This window comes from Streptomyces sp. NBC_01669, from assembly GCF_026339735.1.
Taxonomy (GTDB): domain Bacteria; phylum Actinomycetota; class Actinomycetes; order Streptomycetales; family Streptomycetaceae; genus Streptomyces; species Streptomyces yanii.
This window is the reverse complement of record NZ_JAPEQG010000001.1, coordinates 7,739,118-7,755,909: the sequence shown is the minus strand read 5'-3', so window position 1 is coordinate 7,755,909 and position 16,792 is coordinate 7,739,118. Positions and strand designations below refer to the sequence as shown.

Annotated in this window: 11 protein-coding genes; 4 read left to right on the top strand and 7 right to left on the bottom strand. The window is 70.2% G+C overall.

The features are described 5' to 3' along the window. Positions 1-65: 65 nt before the first annotated feature. Positions 66-560 (bottom strand): rhodanese-like domain-containing protein, encoded by a 495-nt coding sequence (locus OG972_RS34760; protein ID WP_266988351.1) that lies wholly within the window; start codon positions 558-560, stop codon positions 66-68. An 88-nt stretch (positions 561-648) separates the two neighbouring features. On the opposite strand from OG972_RS34760, the gene OG972_RS34755 reads away from it, so the two are divergent. Continuing rightward, positions 649-1,095: an Lrp/AsnC family transcriptional regulator gene (locus tag OG972_RS34755; RefSeq protein WP_266988349.1), complete on the top strand. Its 447-nt coding sequence runs from the start codon at positions 649-651 to the stop codon at positions 1,093-1,095. On the opposite strand, the gene OG972_RS34750 is transcribed toward OG972_RS34755, so the two are convergent. The 3 genes from OG972_RS34750 to OG972_RS34740 all read right to left on the bottom strand — a co-directional run bounded on the left by OG972_RS34750 (position 1,085) and on the right by OG972_RS34740 (position 6,428). Continuing rightward, positions 1,085-4,171, bottom strand: coding sequence for an SMC family ATPase (locus OG972_RS34750; protein WP_266988347.1), 3,087 nt, complete (start codon positions 4,169-4,171; stop codon positions 1,085-1,087). The genes OG972_RS34755 and OG972_RS34750 overlap by 11 nt on opposite strands. Next, a complete protein-coding gene (locus OG972_RS34745) occupies positions 4,168-5,334 on the bottom strand; it encodes an exonuclease SbcCD subunit D (protein WP_266988345.1) in 1,167 nt (388 codons plus the stop codon). Before OG972_RS34745 ends, OG972_RS34750 begins: the two co-directional genes overlap by 4 nt. A 467-nt stretch (positions 5,335-5,801) precedes the next feature. Next, positions 5,802-6,428 (bottom strand): YigZ family protein, encoded by a 627-nt coding sequence (locus tag OG972_RS34740; RefSeq protein WP_266988343.1) that lies wholly within the window; start codon positions 6,426-6,428, stop codon positions 5,802-5,804. A gap of 59 nt (positions 6,429-6,487) precedes the next feature. Here OG972_RS34740 and OG972_RS34735 point away from each other — a divergent pair, with 59 nt between their 5' ends. The 3 genes from OG972_RS34735 to OG972_RS34725 all read left to right on the top strand — a co-directional run bounded on the left by OG972_RS34735 (position 6,488) and on the right by OG972_RS34725 (position 8,789). Beyond that, complete coding sequence (locus OG972_RS34735) at positions 6,488-6,913, top strand: CoA-binding protein (RefSeq protein WP_266988341.1); 426 nt, start codon at positions 6,488-6,490, stop codon at positions 6,911-6,913. Positions 6,914-7,010: 97 nt separating this feature from the next. After that, positions 7,011-7,817, top strand: a complete 807-nt coding sequence (locus OG972_RS34730; protein ID WP_266990889.1) for an aminoglycoside N(3)-acetyltransferase — start codon at positions 7,011-7,013, stop codon at positions 7,815-7,817. 108 nt (positions 7,818-7,925) lie between these two features. Continuing rightward, positions 7,926-8,789, top strand: coding sequence for an alpha/beta fold hydrolase (locus OG972_RS34725; RefSeq protein ID WP_266988339.1), 864 nt, complete (start codon positions 7,926-7,928; stop codon positions 8,787-8,789). Positions 8,790-8,876: 87 nt separating this feature from the next. On the opposite strand, the gene fxsT is transcribed toward OG972_RS34725, so the two are convergent. From fxsT to OG972_RS34710, 3 genes are all read right to left on the bottom strand, one after another. Then, entirely contained in the window at positions 8,877-12,836 is a 3,960-nt protein-coding gene (fxsT, locus tag OG972_RS34720; RefSeq protein ID WP_266988337.1) for an FxSxx-COOH system tetratricopeptide repeat protein, read from the bottom strand. Next, complete coding sequence (locus tag OG972_RS34715; protein WP_266990887.1) at positions 12,820-14,172, bottom strand: TIR-like protein FxsC; 1,353 nt, start codon at positions 14,170-14,172, stop codon at positions 12,820-12,822. Before OG972_RS34715 ends, fxsT begins: the two co-directional genes overlap by 17 nt. A gap of 176 nt (positions 14,173-14,348) precedes the next feature. Continuing rightward, positions 14,349-16,778: an FxsB family cyclophane-forming radical SAM/SPASM peptide maturase gene (locus tag OG972_RS34710; protein WP_266988336.1), complete on the bottom strand. Its 2,430-nt coding sequence runs from the start codon at positions 16,776-16,778 to the stop codon at positions 14,349-14,351. Between the last annotated feature and the right edge of the window lie 14 nt (positions 16,779-16,792).

Below are 16,792 nucleotides of genomic sequence, written 5' to 3'. Positions count from 1 at the left end.
GCCCGGCTTGTCGGACGGGTTCCCGACGTGCCACGCGGGCATGACGGACCTGCCGCGTTCGCCGTTCAGCAGCCGCAGTCGTCGGAGTCGACCGGCGCGGTGAGCGCGTCCGCGGTGCGCCGCTCGCGTCCCTCCCAGGTCTCGAACTCGAAGCCCTCACGCGCCCAGTACTCGAAACCGCCGAGCATCTCCTTGACCTGGTAGCCGAGTTCGGCGAGTGCCAGCGCGGCGCGGGTGGCGCCGTTGCAGCCGGGGCCCCAGCAGTACGTGACCACGGGGACGTCCGGGTCGAGGAGATCCCGGGCCTGCTCGGCGATGAGCGCGGTGGGCAGGTGAATCGCACCGGGGACGTGCCCCTGGTCCCAGGAGGCGGTGGACCGGGAGTCGAGGACGACGAAGCCGGGGTCACCGTCGGCCGCGAGAGCGGCGGCGACATCGGAGACGTCGGCGTGGAAGGCGAGCGAGGCGCCGAAGTACGCGGCGGCCTCGGCCGGTGCGGCCGGCGGAACGCGGAGGACGGGGTTGGCTGCGGAGGCGGTGAGTTGTGAAGTCATGACCAAAAATCTACGACCAGTGATCCTTTGCCGGAAGGTGAGATCCCCGGCACAAGTCTTGATCCACCGGGGATTTCCCTGTTGTCTCTGAGATATGACCGACTATTCCCCGGACACCACCGACTGGCGCATCCTCGATGTCCTGCAGCGCGAGGGACGGGCGACCTTCGCCGAGCTGGCCCGCGCCGTCGCGATGTCCCCGAGCGCGGTGACGGAGCGGGTGCGCCGCCTCGAGGAGGCGGGAATCATCAGTGGGTACGCCGCCGTGGTGGACCCGGAGGCGCTCGGACTGCCGATTCTCGCCCTCGTACGGCTGCGCTATCCGAACGGACACTACAAGCCGTTCCACGATCTTCTCGACGCGACGCCCGAGATCGTGGAAGCCCACCATGTCACCGGCGACGACTGCTTCGTCCTCAAGGTGACCGCTCGCTCGATGAGCCACCTGGAGGAGGTCGCGGGGAAGATCGGCACGCTCGGTTCCGTCACCACCAGCGTCGTCTACTCCTCGCCCCTCCCCCGGCGGCCGATCAGCCGCTGACCCCGCCGGCCGCGCGGTGGAACACCGCCGATCCGTGCCGCTCCTTGACCACTTCGAGCTGGGCCGGGATCCGGCGACGCAGATCGCCGACGTGGCTGACGATGCCGACGCTGCGGTCCCGCTCGCGCAGCGAGTCCAGTACGTCGAGGACCTCGTCCAGGGTCTGGTCGTCGAGGCTGCCGAACCCCTCGTCGATGAAGAGTGTGTCCAGCCGGACCCCTCCCGCCTCGTCGGTGACGACGTCGGCGAGACCGAGCGCCAGAGCCAGGGAGGCGAAGAACGTCTCGCCGCCCGAGAGCGTCGCCGTGTCGCGCTCACGGCCGGTCCAGGAGTCGACGACATGCAGTCCGAGGCCGGACCGGCGGCCTCCGGTGCGGGCGTCGGAGTGGACGAGCGTGTAGCGGCCCGACGACATCCGCTGCAGCCGTGCGGTGGCGGCGGCGGCGACCTGTTCGAGCCGGGCGGCAAGAACGTACGACTCCAGCCGCATCTTGCGTTCGTTGTCCGCGGAGGTGCCTGCGGTGAGCCCGGCCAGTCGGGCCACCCGGTCGTACTCGTCGCGCAGCGGTCCCAGTGCGCGCACGTCCTGCGCCGCGCGGCGGGACAGCCGGCCGAGTTCGGCGCAGCGCTCCCGGGCGGCGGCGAGCGTGGCGGCGGCGTTCCGCAGCCGCCCCTCGGCCGCGTCGTACGCGGCCTGTGCGGCGTCGGGGTCGGCCTCCGGGTGCTCGGCGGCGGCGCAGGTCTCGGGCTCGGCGAGCCGTTCGGCGACGGCTGCGGCCTCGGCCTGCCAGCCATCGATCCGGTGCTGGATGTCGCGGTGCTCGGCGTCCGTGAGCAGGGTCGCAGCGGCAGCCTCAGGTGTGTCGAACCCGGCCCGGAACGCGGCGTCCGCGAGCCGGCCGTCGGCCTCCTTGCTGCGCCGCGCCGCCAACTCCTCGGCGCGCACCGCCTCGGCGGCGTCGGCGAGCAGAGCCATCCGGCGCTCCAGCAGGGCAGCGTGCGCGGCGACACTGCCGGATTCGCCGCGCGCGGCCGTCAACTCGGCTTCCAGTCCAGCCTGTTCCCGATCGAGCCCTTCCCGCCGCGAGGTCCGGGCGGCGGAGCGGCGCTCGGCCTGCTGCCGCGCTTCACGCCTCTCGGTCTGCTCCCGTTCGGCGACCGCGAGGGCCTCGCGCGCGGCGTGCATTCCGGCGGCGGTACGGTGCGCATGGGCGTGCTCGGCAGCCAACTCGGCGACCAGCGCCTCAAGTTCGACAACGGCAGGTTCAGCAGCATGGGGCCCGTCATCGGCAGTCCCGGCGGCTCCGCGGTCAGAGGCATCGTCGGCAGTGGTCCCCACGACGGGCAGCGCCGCGGCACGCGCCGCCGCGTGCTTCTCCCGTACGACTCCGAGCTCCCGATCCGCCTCTGTACGCGCCTGCTCGGCACGCCGGTACACGGCGAGAGCCGCCTCCTCGGCCGCCCGGTCGACATGCCCCTCCGCTGCCCGCGCGGGCTCCGGGTGGTCGCCCGACCCGCAGACCTTGCAGGCCTCGCCGTCGACGAGTTCCGCCGCAAGCTCGGCGGCGATGTCGCGCAGCCGCTGCTCACGCAGCTCAAGCCACCTTTCGTGTGCACCCAGGGCGCGTTCGCGCGCCGCGGCCAGCCGGTCGGCCGCACCCGTCGCCTTGGCCGCGAGCGCGTCGCGGCGACGGGCCGCGTCCAGGCGGCGGCGGGCCGGCTCCAGCCGCCCCGCAAGGTGTTCGGCGCGGGTCGCGGACTCCTGTGCCGTCTCGATGCGTTCCTGGAGCTCGTGGCGGGTGGACCCCCAGCCCGCCAGCCAGCCTTCCGCTTCCTGGATCAGTTCGTCGTCGGCGCGGGCCTGGCGTTCCAGTTCGGCTCGCTCGGTGTCGATCTCCGCGCTGCGCCGCTCGGCACGACGCGCGGCGTCGAGACCGCCGAGCTCCTGCCGGAGCCTGCGTTCCAGGGTTGCCAACTGCTCGGCACCCGCGTCGACAAGGGTGTCGGGCAGCTGGGCGCGGACGCGCTCATGGGCCGCTCGGGCAGTCCGGTGGGCGCGCTCGGCGTCGTCGCGCAACTCCAGTGCGGGGGCGACGAGTTCAGCCTTGCGCGCTCGTTCGAGCCGCTCGCGCTGCCGGTCCCGCTCGGGGCGGCGGGCTTCGAGCTCGCGGGCGCGGCGGCGCGTTTCCTCGTACCGCTGCTGGAGTCTGGCGAGTTCGCGTGCGGTGTCGAGTTCGCGGCGGGCGAGGGCCTGCCCACTCTCGGCTGCGGAGAGTACGGACTCGGCGATGTCGAGCCGTTCCCGGGCGTTGCTGCGGGCCACTGCAGCCCACTCCAGTACGCCGTCCGCGAGTCCCGGATCGCCAGGCCGGGCGTCCGGCAGGGGCAGTTCACCGGCAGCAGGTCCGGCGGCCTGGGCGATCCGCTGGGCGATCCCGAGGATCTGCTCGTCCCCGGCCTTGACCTGCGTCTCGGTGGTACGGCGCAGTTCGGTGAGCCGTTCCTCGACGGCCGCGAAGCGGCGGGTGTCGAAGAGTCTGCCGAGCAGTTTGCCGCGGGCTTCGGCATCGGCGCGCAGGAAGCGTGCGAAGTCGCCCTGCGGCAGCAACACCACCTGGCAGAACTGGTCCCGGCTCATCCCGACGAGCTGGGTGATCTCCTCGCCGATCTCCTGGTGCGAGCGGCTGAGCGCCCGCCAGCCGTGCTCGGGGTCGTACTCGCGCAGCCAGCTCTGCGCCTTCTCGGTGGTGAAGCCCTCGCCCTTCTTCTTGGGGCGGGGCTGGGCCGGGCGCCGGGTGATCTCCAGGTGCCGTCCGCCGACGGTCAGTTCCAGCCGGACCTCGGTGGGGAGGCCGGCCGGGGCGTGATCGCTGCGCAGTGAGGTGCCGGGGCTCTGGCGGGCTCCGGGCACCGCGCCGTACAGCCCGTAGCAGACGGCGTCGAGGACGGAGGTCTTCCCCGCTCCGGTGGGTCCGTGCAGCAGAAAGAGTCCGGCGGCGGAGAGCGCGTCGAAGTCGACTTCCTGGGTGGCGCCGAACGGGCCGAAGGCGGTGAGGGTGAGCCGGTGGAGTCTCAACGGTTCACCTCGCGCACGCCGTCGTCCACCCGTACGTGGTCGAAGGCGCCGCGCAGCACCGTGCGCTCCTGCTCGTCCGCCCCGTTCCCGCCCCGGACATGCGCCACGAAGTCCTCCGCGATCTGCTGGTCGTCGCGCCCCCTGAGGCGCTGTGCGTATGAGGCGAGCGGATCCCCGGGGGCCCGCTCGGGTTCGAAGACCAGGCTCAGGGTGTGCGGAAACCTGTCCAGGAGGCGGGCCATCGGCTCGTCCGGACGGACCGGGTCGGTGAGGGTCGCCTCCACCCATGCCTCCTCGTGCCGGGCCAGCGCCGGGTCTTCGAGCAGGATGTCCAGGCGGCCACGGAGGCGGGCGAGCGGACGGGGCACCGGGCAGTCGATCCGCTCGGCGGTGATCGTTCCGGTGGCTCCGAGGTCGATCAGCCACATGGTCTTGCGGTGGGCGACCTCGGAGAAGGAGTACGCGAGGGGTGAGCCGGAGTAGCGCACCCGGTCGGTGACGGCCTGGGAGCCGTGCAGATGGCCGAGCGCCGTGTAGTCGATGCCGTCGAAGACGCCGGCGGGTACGGCGGCCACACCGCCGATGGTGATGTCGCGCTCGCTGTCGCTGGGTTCGCCGCCCGCGACGAAGGCGTGGGCGAGGACCACGGAGCGGGTGGATTCCGGCCGGGTGGCGAGGTCGGCGCGGACCCGGTCCATGGCGGCGGTCAGCACCGCTTCGTGTCCGGCCCGCTCAGCCTTCAACACGTCCTTGACGAGGGCCGGTTCCAGATAGGGCAGCCCGTAGAACGCCACATCGCCGTGCTCGTCGTGCAGGACGACGGGGGTGGCGCACTCCGCCGGGTCGGTACGCAGATGGATGCCGGCCCGCCCGATCAGTCCTGCGCCGACGCCGAGCCTGCGGGCCGAGTCGTGGTTCCCGGAGATCATCACCGTGGGTACGCCCGCGGCGGCGAGCCGGTGCAGGGCCCGGTCGAAGAGCTCGACGGCGGAGAGCGGGGGCACGGCTCTGTCGTAGACATCACCCGCGACGACGACGGCGTCGACCTCGCGCTCTCGGACGGTCGCCACCAGATGATCGAGGTAGGCGGCCTGTGCCTCCAGCAGCGAGACCCGGTGGAACGACCGCCCCAGGTGCCAGTCCGATGTGTGCAGAATCCTCAAGACCTGGCTCCGACCTGCATGTTTCTCTTCCTTCGCACCCAGCGTCCACGCCTGTCTTGCCCGGGAGCCGCACCGGACCGGCGCGGGAGCGCACGGTCGGCACCGACCACGCTAGCGCCGCTGCGCCCCTGATCCCTCACGAACCTGTTTCCTCACAGCCCACAGTCTCCCATCGCCACGCACCGCCTCCGACGTGTTCGGCGAAGAAGATCGATCGGCGTTCCGATGCCGAGCCGTTCCGCCTGCCGGTATGCGGCCCGGGCGACGGCGAGATCCTGCCGGAGAAGCCCGACGGGGGGATCGCTCCGAACCAGTGGTACGCCCGTGATGCTCGCCGCGCAGCACGTCCCCGAGGGTGTCACCGGCGGCGTCGGCCGGAAGTACTCCGAGAGGCTGAGGGGCGCGGCTCGCTCTCCCCCACCGATTTCCGGATCCGCAGCGCGGCCGTGCCACCCCGTCGAGTGCGTTCAGGTGTCCCCGTACGCCTCGCCGCCCAGCTCCAGCAGCGCCTCACCCGCCGTCGTATCGGCCAGCCAGCGCCGGAAGTCCTCGACATCCGCGTCCGGCAGCCCGATCTCGATGATCACCGCTTCCTGGTACCGGACCTCCCGGACGGCCCGCCCGGTGGCGCGCAGGTCGTTCTGGAGCCTGCCTGCCCGCTGGTGGTCGACGGTGACCGTGGCGAGCCGGAACCGCTGCCGGGTGATCGTGCCCAGCTCGTCGAGCGCCTCGCCGACCGCTCCTCCGTAGGCCCGGATCAGGCCGCCGGCGCCGAGCTTCACCCCGCCGTAGTAGCGGGTGACGACGGCGGCGACGTACCGCATCTCCCGGCGCATCAGCATCTGCAGCATGGGGACGCCCGCAGTGCCACCGGGCTCCCCGTCGTCACTGGCCTTCTGTACGGAGGCGTCGGCGCCGATCACGTACGCGAAGCAGTTGTGGGTGGCGGTCGGGTGTTCCCTGCGGATGCGTGCGACGAAGTCCTGCGCCTCCTGCTCGGTGGCGGCGGGGGCGAGCGCGCAGATGAAGCGCGATCGGTTGATTTCGGTCTCGTGCACGCCCGCTCGGGCGACTGTCCGGTACTGCTCCTGCATCCGTCCACCCTATGCGCAGCAGCGGGAATGGCCCGCGGTCGCAGTCCGTTGTCCGCATCATGTACGCAGACGCAGCAGGGACCGAGACTGAGACGATCCGCAGGATTCTCCGGGACTCGGGCGACACCTGGGCCGTGGTGGGACTGTCCGACAACGAGTCGCGCGCGGCCTACCGCGTCGCCGCGGTCCTCCAGCGCTTCGGCAAGCGCGTGGTCCCGGTGCACCCGAAGGCGGAACGGGTGCACGGAGAGGAGGGCTACGCGTCGCTGGCCGACATCCCGTTCCCGGTCGACGTCGTGGACGTCTTCGTCAACAGCGGACTGGCGGGCGCCGTCGCGGACGAGGCCGTCACGATCGGCGCGAAGGCGGTCTGGTTCCAGCTCGGCGTGATCGACGACGCAGCGTACGAACGCACACAGGCAGCCGGACTCGACATGGTGATGGACCACTGCCCGGCGATCGAAATACCCCTTCTGGACCGATGAGCGACATGCCACTCCTCGGCCGAATGTGCGGGGTATCACACATGGCGCTCCGCTGGGAGAATGCCCCCTTGTGAGTCTCACCAGTGCGCCGAGTGCCGTGAACGTCGCCCACCGCCGAAGCCGGCTGGCCGGTCAGCTGTCCCGGCTCGGCGTGGAGCGGAGCGATGTCCTCCTGGTGCATGCGTCGATGCGGGCGGTGGGAGCGGTCAGCGGCGGGGCCGGTGCCGTGATCGGTGCGCTGCGGGACGCGCTCGGCGAGGGCGGCACCCTGATCGTCCCGTCGTTCACACCGGAGAACTCCGACACCTCCCCCCAGTACCGCAACCGGGTCCGCGGCCTCCCCGACCACGCCCGGGAGGCGGTCCGCGCGGGCATGCCGCCGTTCGACCCCGCCACCACGGCGGCACCGTCGATGGGCCGGCTCGCGGAGGCCGTACGGCTGACCCCGGGGGCGGCACGCAGCAGCCATCCGCAGACCTCGTTCGCCGCCCTCGGCCCCCTCGCCGGCAAGCTGCTCGCACACCACCGCCCCGACTGCCACCTCGGCGAGGACTCGCCGCTGGCCCGCCTCTACGACGTGCGGGCTCACGTCCTGCTGCTGGGCACCGGCTTCGACTCCTGCACCGCGTTCCACCTCGGCGAGTACCGCGTCCCCACCCCGCCGCGCCGCACCTACCGCTGTGTGGTGACCACCCGGGGCAGACGCCACTGGTGGGAGTACGAGGACGTGGCGCTGGACGACAGCGACTTCACCGCGCTCGGGGCGGAGTTCGCCCGCACGGACAACGGTGCGGCGGTACGCAGCGGCCCGGTGGGCTCGGCGACCGGCCGCCTCTTCGGCTTCACCGACGCGGTCGACTTCGCGGCCCGCCGGCTTCCGTCGCTGCGGAAGGAGCGGGTGTAGCGGCGCGTCGGCACGGCCGCCACTGGGCAGAAGGCCTGTGCGCGTATGTACCAACACGTCAGCCTGCGCTCATACTTGCCGCGTATCGGCCTTACGGGGAGGCACCGGATGGAGCAGCTGATCCACACGGAGGACGGTCGCGCTTTGGCCGTGGAGCACTACGGCAATCCGCACGGCAGGCCGGTCTTCCTGCTCCACGGCACGCCAGGCAGCAGACTCGGTCCGGCCCCGCGCAGCTCCGTCCTGTACCGGCTGGGGATCCATCTCATCACGTACGACCGTCCCGGATACGGTGCCTCGCACCGATTACCTCGGCGGTCGGTGGCCCATGTCGCCGCGGACGTCACCGCAATCGCGGACGCCCTGGGCATCGGCCGGTTCGCGGTGGTCGGCCGGTCCGGTGGGGCACCGCACGCGCTCGCCTGTGCCGCGCTGCTGCCGGAGCGCACGGCGCGCACCGCCGCGCTGGTGGGCCTGGCGCCGCGTGACGCCCAGGGCCTCGACTGGTTCGACGGAATGACCGAATCCAACGTGCGTGAATACATCAACGCCGCGGCGGGACACCACCAGCTGACGGCCGCCCTGGAGCGCCGTTCCGCGTCGATCCGGGCGGACCCGATGGGTTCGGTCGCCGATATGCACCGCGGGCTGCCCGATTCGGACCGCGGGATCGTGTCGGACACGGGGATCAGGGCCATGCTGGTCCGTAACTTCGCCGAGGGTCTGCGCAACTCCGCCGACGGCTGGGTCGACGATGTCATGTCGTTCAGTAAGGACTGGGGGTTCCGTCCTGAGGACATCACTTCACCCGTACTTCTCTGGCACGGCGAGGACGATGTCTTCGCCCCGGTGCAGCACACCCGGTGGCTGGCGGAGCGCATCCCGGGTGCGGAGCTGGTGGTGGAGCGCGGTGCGGCGCACTTCGGCGCGTTGCGGGTGCTGACGCGCGTGCTCAGCTGGGCCACCGGGTGACCCCGGCCGCCGCGCCGGCTCCCGGGACGACCCGGTCCGTACCGCACGGACCGGCCGTCCTCGCGGCTCCCGTCCCCTGTCCCGCGCTCACACAGGCTGCGGCTCCAGATCCCGGTTGATGCGCCGCCAATTGCGGGCTGCCACCGCGATGGGATGGTCCACGCCCAGGTGTTCGACGGCCAGGGACACAACTTCGGCGCGCAGTTGCTCGGCCTCGCTCTCCCTGTCCAGCGCGCGCAGGGTGTTCGCCAGGTTGGAGCGGCAGGCCAGCACGTCCGGGTGATTCGGTCCGTAACGGTCCAACAGCCCTTCGAGGGCCGTCCGTTCCCACCTCTCGGCCGGTTCGGGCCGGTTCAGGTCGCCATAGGCGTTGGCCAGGTTGATCGCGGCGCAGAGGGTGAACGGATGCTGCGCACCCAGGCTCTCCTCCAGAGCGGCCCGGACCTCCTCGCCCCATTCCGCCGCCTCCCCGGCCGCGCCCATGCCGCGCAGGTAGATGGCGACGTTATTGCGGCAGGCCAGGGTGAACGGGTGCTCGTCCCCGAGCGTGTTGCGGTAACCGTCGAGCGCCTGGTTGGCGAGATCGAGCGCCGCCTGCTTGTCACCGAGGGCGGAGAAGTCGGCCGCGAGGTTCAGCCCGCAGGCCAGAGCGTCCGGAACCTTCGTTCCGTACCGCTCGCGGTAGCGGTTGTACGTCTCCTCCGTCAGCCGCTTCGCCTCGTGCGGCTGGCCGGCCTTGCGGAGCGAGACGGCAAGGCTCTTCGCGGTACGCAGCGCCTCCGGCACATCCGCGTTGAGGACCCGCTCGAATGCGGCTTTGACCTCGCGCAGGATCTGTACCGAGGACGCGTACTCCCCGGTCTCCCGCAGGTCCCGGCCCAGGTGTCCCTTGGTGGTCAGGGTGTACGGATGGTCCACCCCGAGCAGCGTGCTGCGGCGCTCCACCGTGAGTTCGTCGAGCCTGCGCGCCGCTTCGCTGTCGCCGGTAAGACGGTAGTCGATGGCCAGGTTGTGGGCGGCGACGAGGGTGCGCGGGTGAATGTCCCCGAACGTCTCGCCCATGACGTGATGGATCTTCCGGTCCCGGGCCAGCGCCTCGTCGAACCGGCCGAGTGCCCGGAGGTCGGCGGCCAGGCTGCCGGTGGTGATCAGCAGGCTGGGGTGGTCCTCGCGCAGCAGCCGGGTCTGCCGGGCGAGGGTGTCCTCGTCCATCGTCCGCGCTTCCTGGTAGCGGCCCTGGGCACGGAGGGCATTGGCCAGTTCGAAGCGGAGATTCAGGGTCTGCAGGTCGTCCTCGCCCAGCTCCTGGGTCCAGGCAGTGTTGAGCTGGGTACCCAGCACCCGGGCGCTCTCCAGATCCCCTCGCTTGAGGAGGTAACGGATCCGGTCGACCATGAGCTGCCGGGCCTCCGCCTCGTCGCAGTCGGCGATCCCCGACGGGCCGAGGTGCGGCCAGATCAGCTCGAAGGCCGGCCAGCTCTGCGGATCGTTGACCGGGTTGTCCTGGTCCGCCCCCTGGGCGGGGCGGGCCTCCGCCAGGATGCGGTGCACCTCGTGCACCGCCGTGTTGCGCTCCTCGGCGCTCAACCCGGCCCGAACGGCGGCCTGGACGAGGCGGTGGATCTGGATGCTGCTGTCCGCCGGGTCGACCTTGGCCAGGGCGAAGCGGTTGAGTGCCTGGATGACCCTGCCGAGCATGTACCGCTCCCGCAGATCCGGGTCGTACGGCAGCAAGGACCGGAACATCGAGTCGCTGCCGATGAGCGTCATCGAGATCGGCTCGGCGGAGAAGAACGAGCACAGTTCCAGCAGGCGGGCCGCCGCTCTGGACTCCTTGCGCAGCCGGGCGATCGAGATGTTCCAGGTCGCGCCGATCTTCTGCGCGTAGTCCTCGGGCCTGCCGAGCGAGAGCACTTTGGTGCTCTGTTCCTTGAGCTGTTCGACGTAGGCGTCGACCGGGGTCGCTGTCTCGGCGAGCCAGGCTGCCGCCACCTCCACCGCCAGGGGCAGGTCGCCGACTGCTTCGGCCACCCGGTCCGCGTCGCGCGGGGGCAGCTTTCGGACCCTTCGGCAGAGGTGTTCCACGGACTCGGCGCGGGTGAAGACCTCGACCTCCACCGCCTCCACCCGGCTGGATATCGGCTTGTTGCGGCAGGTGGCGAGAATATGACCGTAGAGACCCGAGGAGAGCGGACCGGTCTCGTCCGGAAAGAGTGCGAGCGCCTGGTCGAGGTCCTCGACATTGTCGAAGACCAGTAGCCAGCGGGCGTACGGCGCTCCACTGCGCAGAGCGTTCAGCGCCGCCCTGGCCGCTTCGGCGACCACTTCACCGGCCCGCAGGTCCATCCGCTCGGCCAGTTCCGCCAATGACGACACCACCCGGTCGGGCTGCTCGGCCTCGACCCACCACACCAGGTCGTAGTCGGCCCGGAACCGGTGCGCGTACTCCCGCGCCACCTGCGTCTTGCCGACGCCGCCGAGCCCGTACAGGACCTGCGGCAGATGCTGGTTCGAGCGGCCGCTGCCGCGTAATTGGTCGCGCAGCCGTTCCAGGACCGAGCCGCGTCCGGTGAACCAGGCGTGCCGGGGCCGCACGTTCCACACCCCGGGGACGGCTCCGGGAAACCGGGGCCCGCCGGGCGCGACCGGGGACCCGTCGGCGGATTCGGTCCGGTCCAGTGCGGTGAGCACCGCGGTGGCCGCTTCGCGTTCGTCCAGCCGGGCCACATCGACGATGCCCCGGCTGTTGAGCGGAAGCGTCAGCCGTACGTCACTGATCCGGACCGGGACGAGCTGGCGTCGGCTGTCCGAGGGGTCGAAGCCCAGGACCGACTCCCACAGGCTTCGGGCAAGGCTCGAACTCTGGTACGCCTGCGAGACGACCGGGACGATCCGGTAGGCGCCGGACGACGCCCACTCCGCCTCGGTCCACGCCGTATGGGGGGTACGGACATCGACGGGCATGACATTGAACCCGGCACGGAGCAGGACGGCTTCCAGCCAGTCCGCCCACATCTGGTCCTCCGCCGCATAGGTGAGGACGATGTTCGACGGCGGCACCGGCCTGCGGCGGGTGTAGGCCGACACATAGGCCAGCCGTTCCGCCTCGTCGATGGGCGGCAATGTGTTCACCCGCCCCTCGGTGAGCACCGAGGTGAGCCGCTCGCAGGCGGTCAGCATGGAGCTGGTGATGTTGGGGGCGTCCCCGAAAGTGGCCAGGATCTCCTCGTACGCGTAGAAGGGCCGGTAGGGGATCTCCACCGTTCCCCAGTAGTTGGCGAGTTCCTCCTTGCCGAGTCCGCTGGGGAAGCCGGGAAAACTGTCCTTCGCAAGTGCCCGTCCGGCGTCGGCCTTCTCCTTCTCCCCGTCGTCGATCCGCATCGGCACGGGAAGGATGCGGATGTGCTTGTCGTGGAATCGTTCCTCGATGTCGCGGGCCACGGCGGACGCGCCCTCGATGCTCTGGTCGCTCAGGGTGAAACAGACCACGAGCACCTGAGGCATCTGAACGGTGCAGATGTCGGCGATATCACTGAGGCCGGTCCGACTGTCGATCAAGGTGAAGTCGTAGTGCTTCTGCATGTCGGCGCGCATGGCGTCGAAGAACTGGCCGCCACCGTAACGCTCGTAGAAATCGTCCCAGTCCATCCTGCCGACGGTCGACGAATAGTCCCGGTTGCGACGGCCCGCGGAAAGGAAGTCGAGACTTCCGCCGTGCTGGAATGCCCAGTTGAGCGAGGTCGCATGCGGTCTGACCCGGGCGTATTCACGGTGCCAGTCCGGATCACGCGGCGCGGGCCTGCGGGCCTCTTCCTGATATTCGGTGATCAGATTGATCAGCCCGGGCGTGGCGGCCAGATCGGAAAGATCGAGAAAGGGGTGGAAGAACCGGTGCAGCCCGGGTGCTTCGAGATCCCAGTCGACGGCCAGGACACGATAGCCGTTCGCCGCGAGGATCCAGGCGGTATTGGCAAGCGCCATGGTGCGGCCGGTACCGCCCTTGTACGAGTAGAAGGTGACGACGGTCCCGTCACGGTTCTCGGTCATTCGATGGATCCTCCCCCTCGGAGGGTTCGCCGTCGTCGGCGCCGCCCTTGTAGTGGACCTTGCCGTGAACAGGTGGAACCGAATCGCTCGTTGAGCCATAACCGACGCCGTCCAGCAGGAGTCTGGGGATCCCGCCGCCCTCACCCCGCGGAGGAAAGGTCTCCGCGTGGGCCGCGTAGTGCCGTTCGGCGGCCTTCACCGCGTCGGGCAGTTCCTGGCTGAACGCCTCAAGCGTGGGAACGCCTCCTCCGTGGGACCGGTGGCCGCTCTCCTGTTCGGAACGCGGTTCGAGCGCCCCTTCGGTCACGGCACGCAGTTCGGACTCTCGACGGCCGGAGTCGGGATCGTCACGGTTCCAAGGCACCATGACGCTGATCCAGGGGCGTCCCACCTCGCCCAACCGCCGCACCAGCTCCCTGCGGTGGGGCACGTCGAGGGCCCAGCGGTCCAGGAGGAGCAGCCCGGGAGCCGTCGGGCGGTCGCTCCCCAGCAGCCGTTCCGCCTCGGTCTCGAAGTCCCCCACCCTTACCTGGTAGTCGAGATTGCGGACGAGGTCGACGGCGTGGTCGGCCAGCGGCCTGGACGACTTGGGATGGTAGGGGTTCCAGTCGCGCTGGGCCGGTCCGTAGCAGTCGGGGGCGCGGTCCGCCGGCAGATCGGAATGGGAGCAGGCAAGGACCGAGATCTCCATCTGCCGCGCCCGCCCCGGTGGCCCGAATGCACTGGGCACGGAGGCGTAGTCCTGGTGGGGATCGCCCTCGGGCATCCGGGTCTGTTCCGCCACCTTGACTATACGTTTGGCCAGGAGATAGACGGCGCGTTCGTACTGGTCGCGCAGATAGCGCAGCTTGATCAGCCCGTAGAACCCCTCGTCGGCGTAATCGTCGCCGAAGGTCGCATGGTTGAACTGGAGCCGCTCGGCAGGTTGCGGCAGCTGACGCGGCGGTACGGGAACCCAGAGCGCCGGTACGATTCCGGACATCTGACTTCCGTTGCTCCGCGCCGCCTGGTTATGGACCACACGGCTGGAGAATGCGTACCACTCACGTCCGCACTGTTCACTCAGGAAATAGCGTGGCGAGTAGAGAGGCACGAAGACCCTGCAGTACGCAAGGGATTCGGAGAGCCGCTCCTGCCATCCTTCGCCCGGCTGCATCTGTTGATCCAGAAAGCCGGCGGGCACCCCGGCGGGCAGCGATGTCAGTTGCAGAACATGGGCGCACAGGTCCCGGTAGAACCGCTCGACCCAGAGATTCGGGTCCTTGTCCTTTGGATCGTTCCTTGGCGTATGGGCGTAACTGAGAAAGAAGTACGGTCTTGGCTCAGCTCCCCGCACCCCCGCTGCCTCAAGATCCAACGTCTCCCCCGGTCCACGTGTAGGACCTCAGTCTAGGAAGGAGAGAATCATCGACGGAACAGCACTAACGCGCCTAATTGTTGATCCTGCCACGCAAATGTCGCTGTCGATCAATCAATTACCGCCATATCCGTCATTTTTGAAGCCGGGTGCGGTCAGGGGTGCGTGGCATGTGCCGGATTGCGCGCCTCCCAGTCGGCGCGGTGTCGTGCGGCGGAGCGTCTCGCCTCAGCCGACGCGGCGGGCGAGACGTCCTCCGCCGACCATTTCTCGACCGTGCGAGCCATCCCTGCGACGAAGCGGTCGCCGAGCGGTGTCAGGAGGCCGGACCCGACAAGCACCTGAACGGCGCCGACGGTCTGCTCCCGCCACCGGGCGAACCGGGCCTCGGCCGTGCGCGCCGCCTGCCCCTGCGTGGTCAGTCTCCTTACGCGCCAGAAGTCCGTCACCGCGATATGCGCGTACGTCCCCTGGAGCAGACCGTCCAGCGGTCGAGGATCGTCGCGCCAGGGGGCGTAGAACAACCGACGGTCGCCAACGGGCTCATGCAGGTCGAAGCTGTCCAGGACCGCTCCCAGCTTGACGTGCTGGAACTCGTGGACGATCAGCAGGGCCAGCAGATCGGGCGTCTCGGGCCGCGCCGCCGCAACCGCCCCGAACGCCTCCTTGGAGGCGGCACTGACATCGCTGCCGTCCGGCGCGTGCAGGGGCGTGAGGACCCGGAGTCCTGCTGCCACGCCCGGCGCGTAACCAGGCAGTTCGCGCTGGATCAGTGACCAGGCCTCGGCCAGGTCCTCCGCCCACACCTTCGCCTCGCCCGCGGAGAGCCGATCGGAGACCGGCCACTGGTGGCTGTCGCGCAAGGGGTCCGTGTCCTCCAGAGCAACGGACCAGCCGAGCCGTTCCACGATCCGGACGGGCTGCCAGTGCGGGGTGAGGCCGTCCAGACCTTCGTCCCAGCCGACGCGCATCTCGCGGCCGACCGCCCGGACCGTGAAGCCCTCCGGGTCCGCCGTCACCTCGGCGACGGATGCCTCGTCGGGAAGAATCACCGAACCGAGGCTCGGAAGCCGAAGCAGCCCGCCCCGCACGGGCACCGCGACCGTGTCGCCCTGGCGCGCCCGCATCGCACCGACAGCTGCAATCTCCGCGAGGCCGGACGCGATGGTCTGCGGAGCTCGGCCCTCCAGAATGCGCAGGGCCCAGGGCCGCGTGTACGGGTGAGCCACCGCCGCGTCCAGCGCCTCGGGCGCTCTGACGTCCAGGTCGACCATCAGCTGCCATGCTGCCGTGGCTGTCCGGTCGGTCCGCGGGGCGCGCTCGCTCACCGCGGCCAGCAGGTCCCAGTTGAGCTCCAACTGGGCGGCGGCCAGCCGACTCACCGTCTCCGCGCCACCGAAACCAGAGGCCAGTTCGTCCAGTTGGACGGCATCAAGGGGCTCGGCACGCCCCGCCGACGGAGTGGGCGCCGAGGTCTCCCGGTCGCGGATACTCATGATCAGTTCCATCAGATCGGGGCAGAACACGGACGGGTTGTCGAAGCCGCTGCCGGTCCGATAGCGGTGGGCATAGAGGCCGCCGCCACAGGAGTTGACGACCGGACAGGCGCGGCATTCCTTGCTCAGCTGCTGGAGGCCTTGTTGCCTGGCGAGCATGCCGGGATGACGAAGCACCTCGTCGAGCGTGTTGGCGACGACATCCATGCCTGTGGCGGGCGCGGCGTCGTAGGCCGTCTTCAGGCTGTCCGCCTGCTCGAACGTGCCGTCGGTCTCGATGACGACGAGATCAGCCGGTGCCAGGCCCAGGGATTCGGTGAGGCTGCTCTCGCCGCGCAGGGTGCGCAGAACGGAGTCGAAGATCCGTACGGGGACCGGCCGGCCTGCTGCGTCCCAGCGCCGGTAGACCGTGACCAGCCAGTCCGCGTAGGGCGTTGCCGAGCCCCCGGGGCGGAGCGGCGGCACGTCCCACGTCGCGTGCGGCAGAAGGAAGTCGATGCGTGGCGGGTCGAGAGCGACCAGTGCGTCGTAGACGGCGATCGGGTCGTTGCGCACATCAATGGTGCAGAGCAGACCGGCGAAAAGCCGCCGGTGGGCGGGCCGGTTGAGCAGTTCGACGGCACGCAGCACCTGGGGGTGGCTGCTGCGACCGTCGGCGTAGCGGCGGTGACGGTCGTTGGAGGCCTTGTCGCCGTCCAGCGACACGCCGACCTTGATGCCGAGCTCGGCGAACAGCTCGCAGAAGCTTTCGTCGAGCAGCACACCGTTGGTGTGGATGCGCAGATCGAGTGCGCTGACGCCGTCCAGTGCGCGGGAGAGCTCGTCGGCCGCGCGGCGCAGTCGGTCCGGGCCGGCCAGCAGCGGCTCCCCGCCGTGCAGCACCACGTGGACGGCCGGCAGTCGGTGGGCCCGGGCGTGCTCAGCAATGCGGTCCGCCACCCTGACCAGAGTGTCCTCGGACACCACCTTGGGCCGGCCGCGCCAACTCGTGTCCGCATGTTCGTACACATAGCAGTGGTCGCACGCGAGATCACAGCGACTGTGCATCTTCAGTACGAATTGGCTCAGCGAGGGCGACGGCCGGTCCATGGCGAAATTCTGTC

Bases quoted from the DNA above. Each gene is read 5' to 3' on its own strand.
- OG972_RS34755 (WP_266988349.1), top strand. From the start codon at position 649: ATGACCGACTATTCCCCGGACACCACCGACTGGCGCATCCTCGATGTC.
- OG972_RS34740 (WP_266988343.1), bottom strand. From the start codon at position 6,428: ATGCAGGAGCAGTACCGGACAGTCGCCCGAGCGGGCGTGCACGAGACC.
- OG972_RS34735 (WP_266988341.1), top strand. From the start codon at position 6,488: ATGTACGCAGACGCAGCAGGGACCGAGACTGAGACGATCCGCAGGATT.
- OG972_RS34725 (WP_266988339.1), top strand. From the start codon at position 7,926: ATGGAGCAGCTGATCCACACGGAGGACGGTCGCGCTTTGGCCGTGGAG.
- fxsT (WP_266988337.1), bottom strand. From the start codon at position 12,836: ATGACCGAGAACCGTGACGGGACCGTCGTCACCTTCTACTCGTACAAG.
- OG972_RS34710 (WP_266988336.1), bottom strand. From the start codon at position 16,778: ATGGACCGGCCGTCGCCCTCGCTGAGCCAATTCGTACTGAAGATGCAC.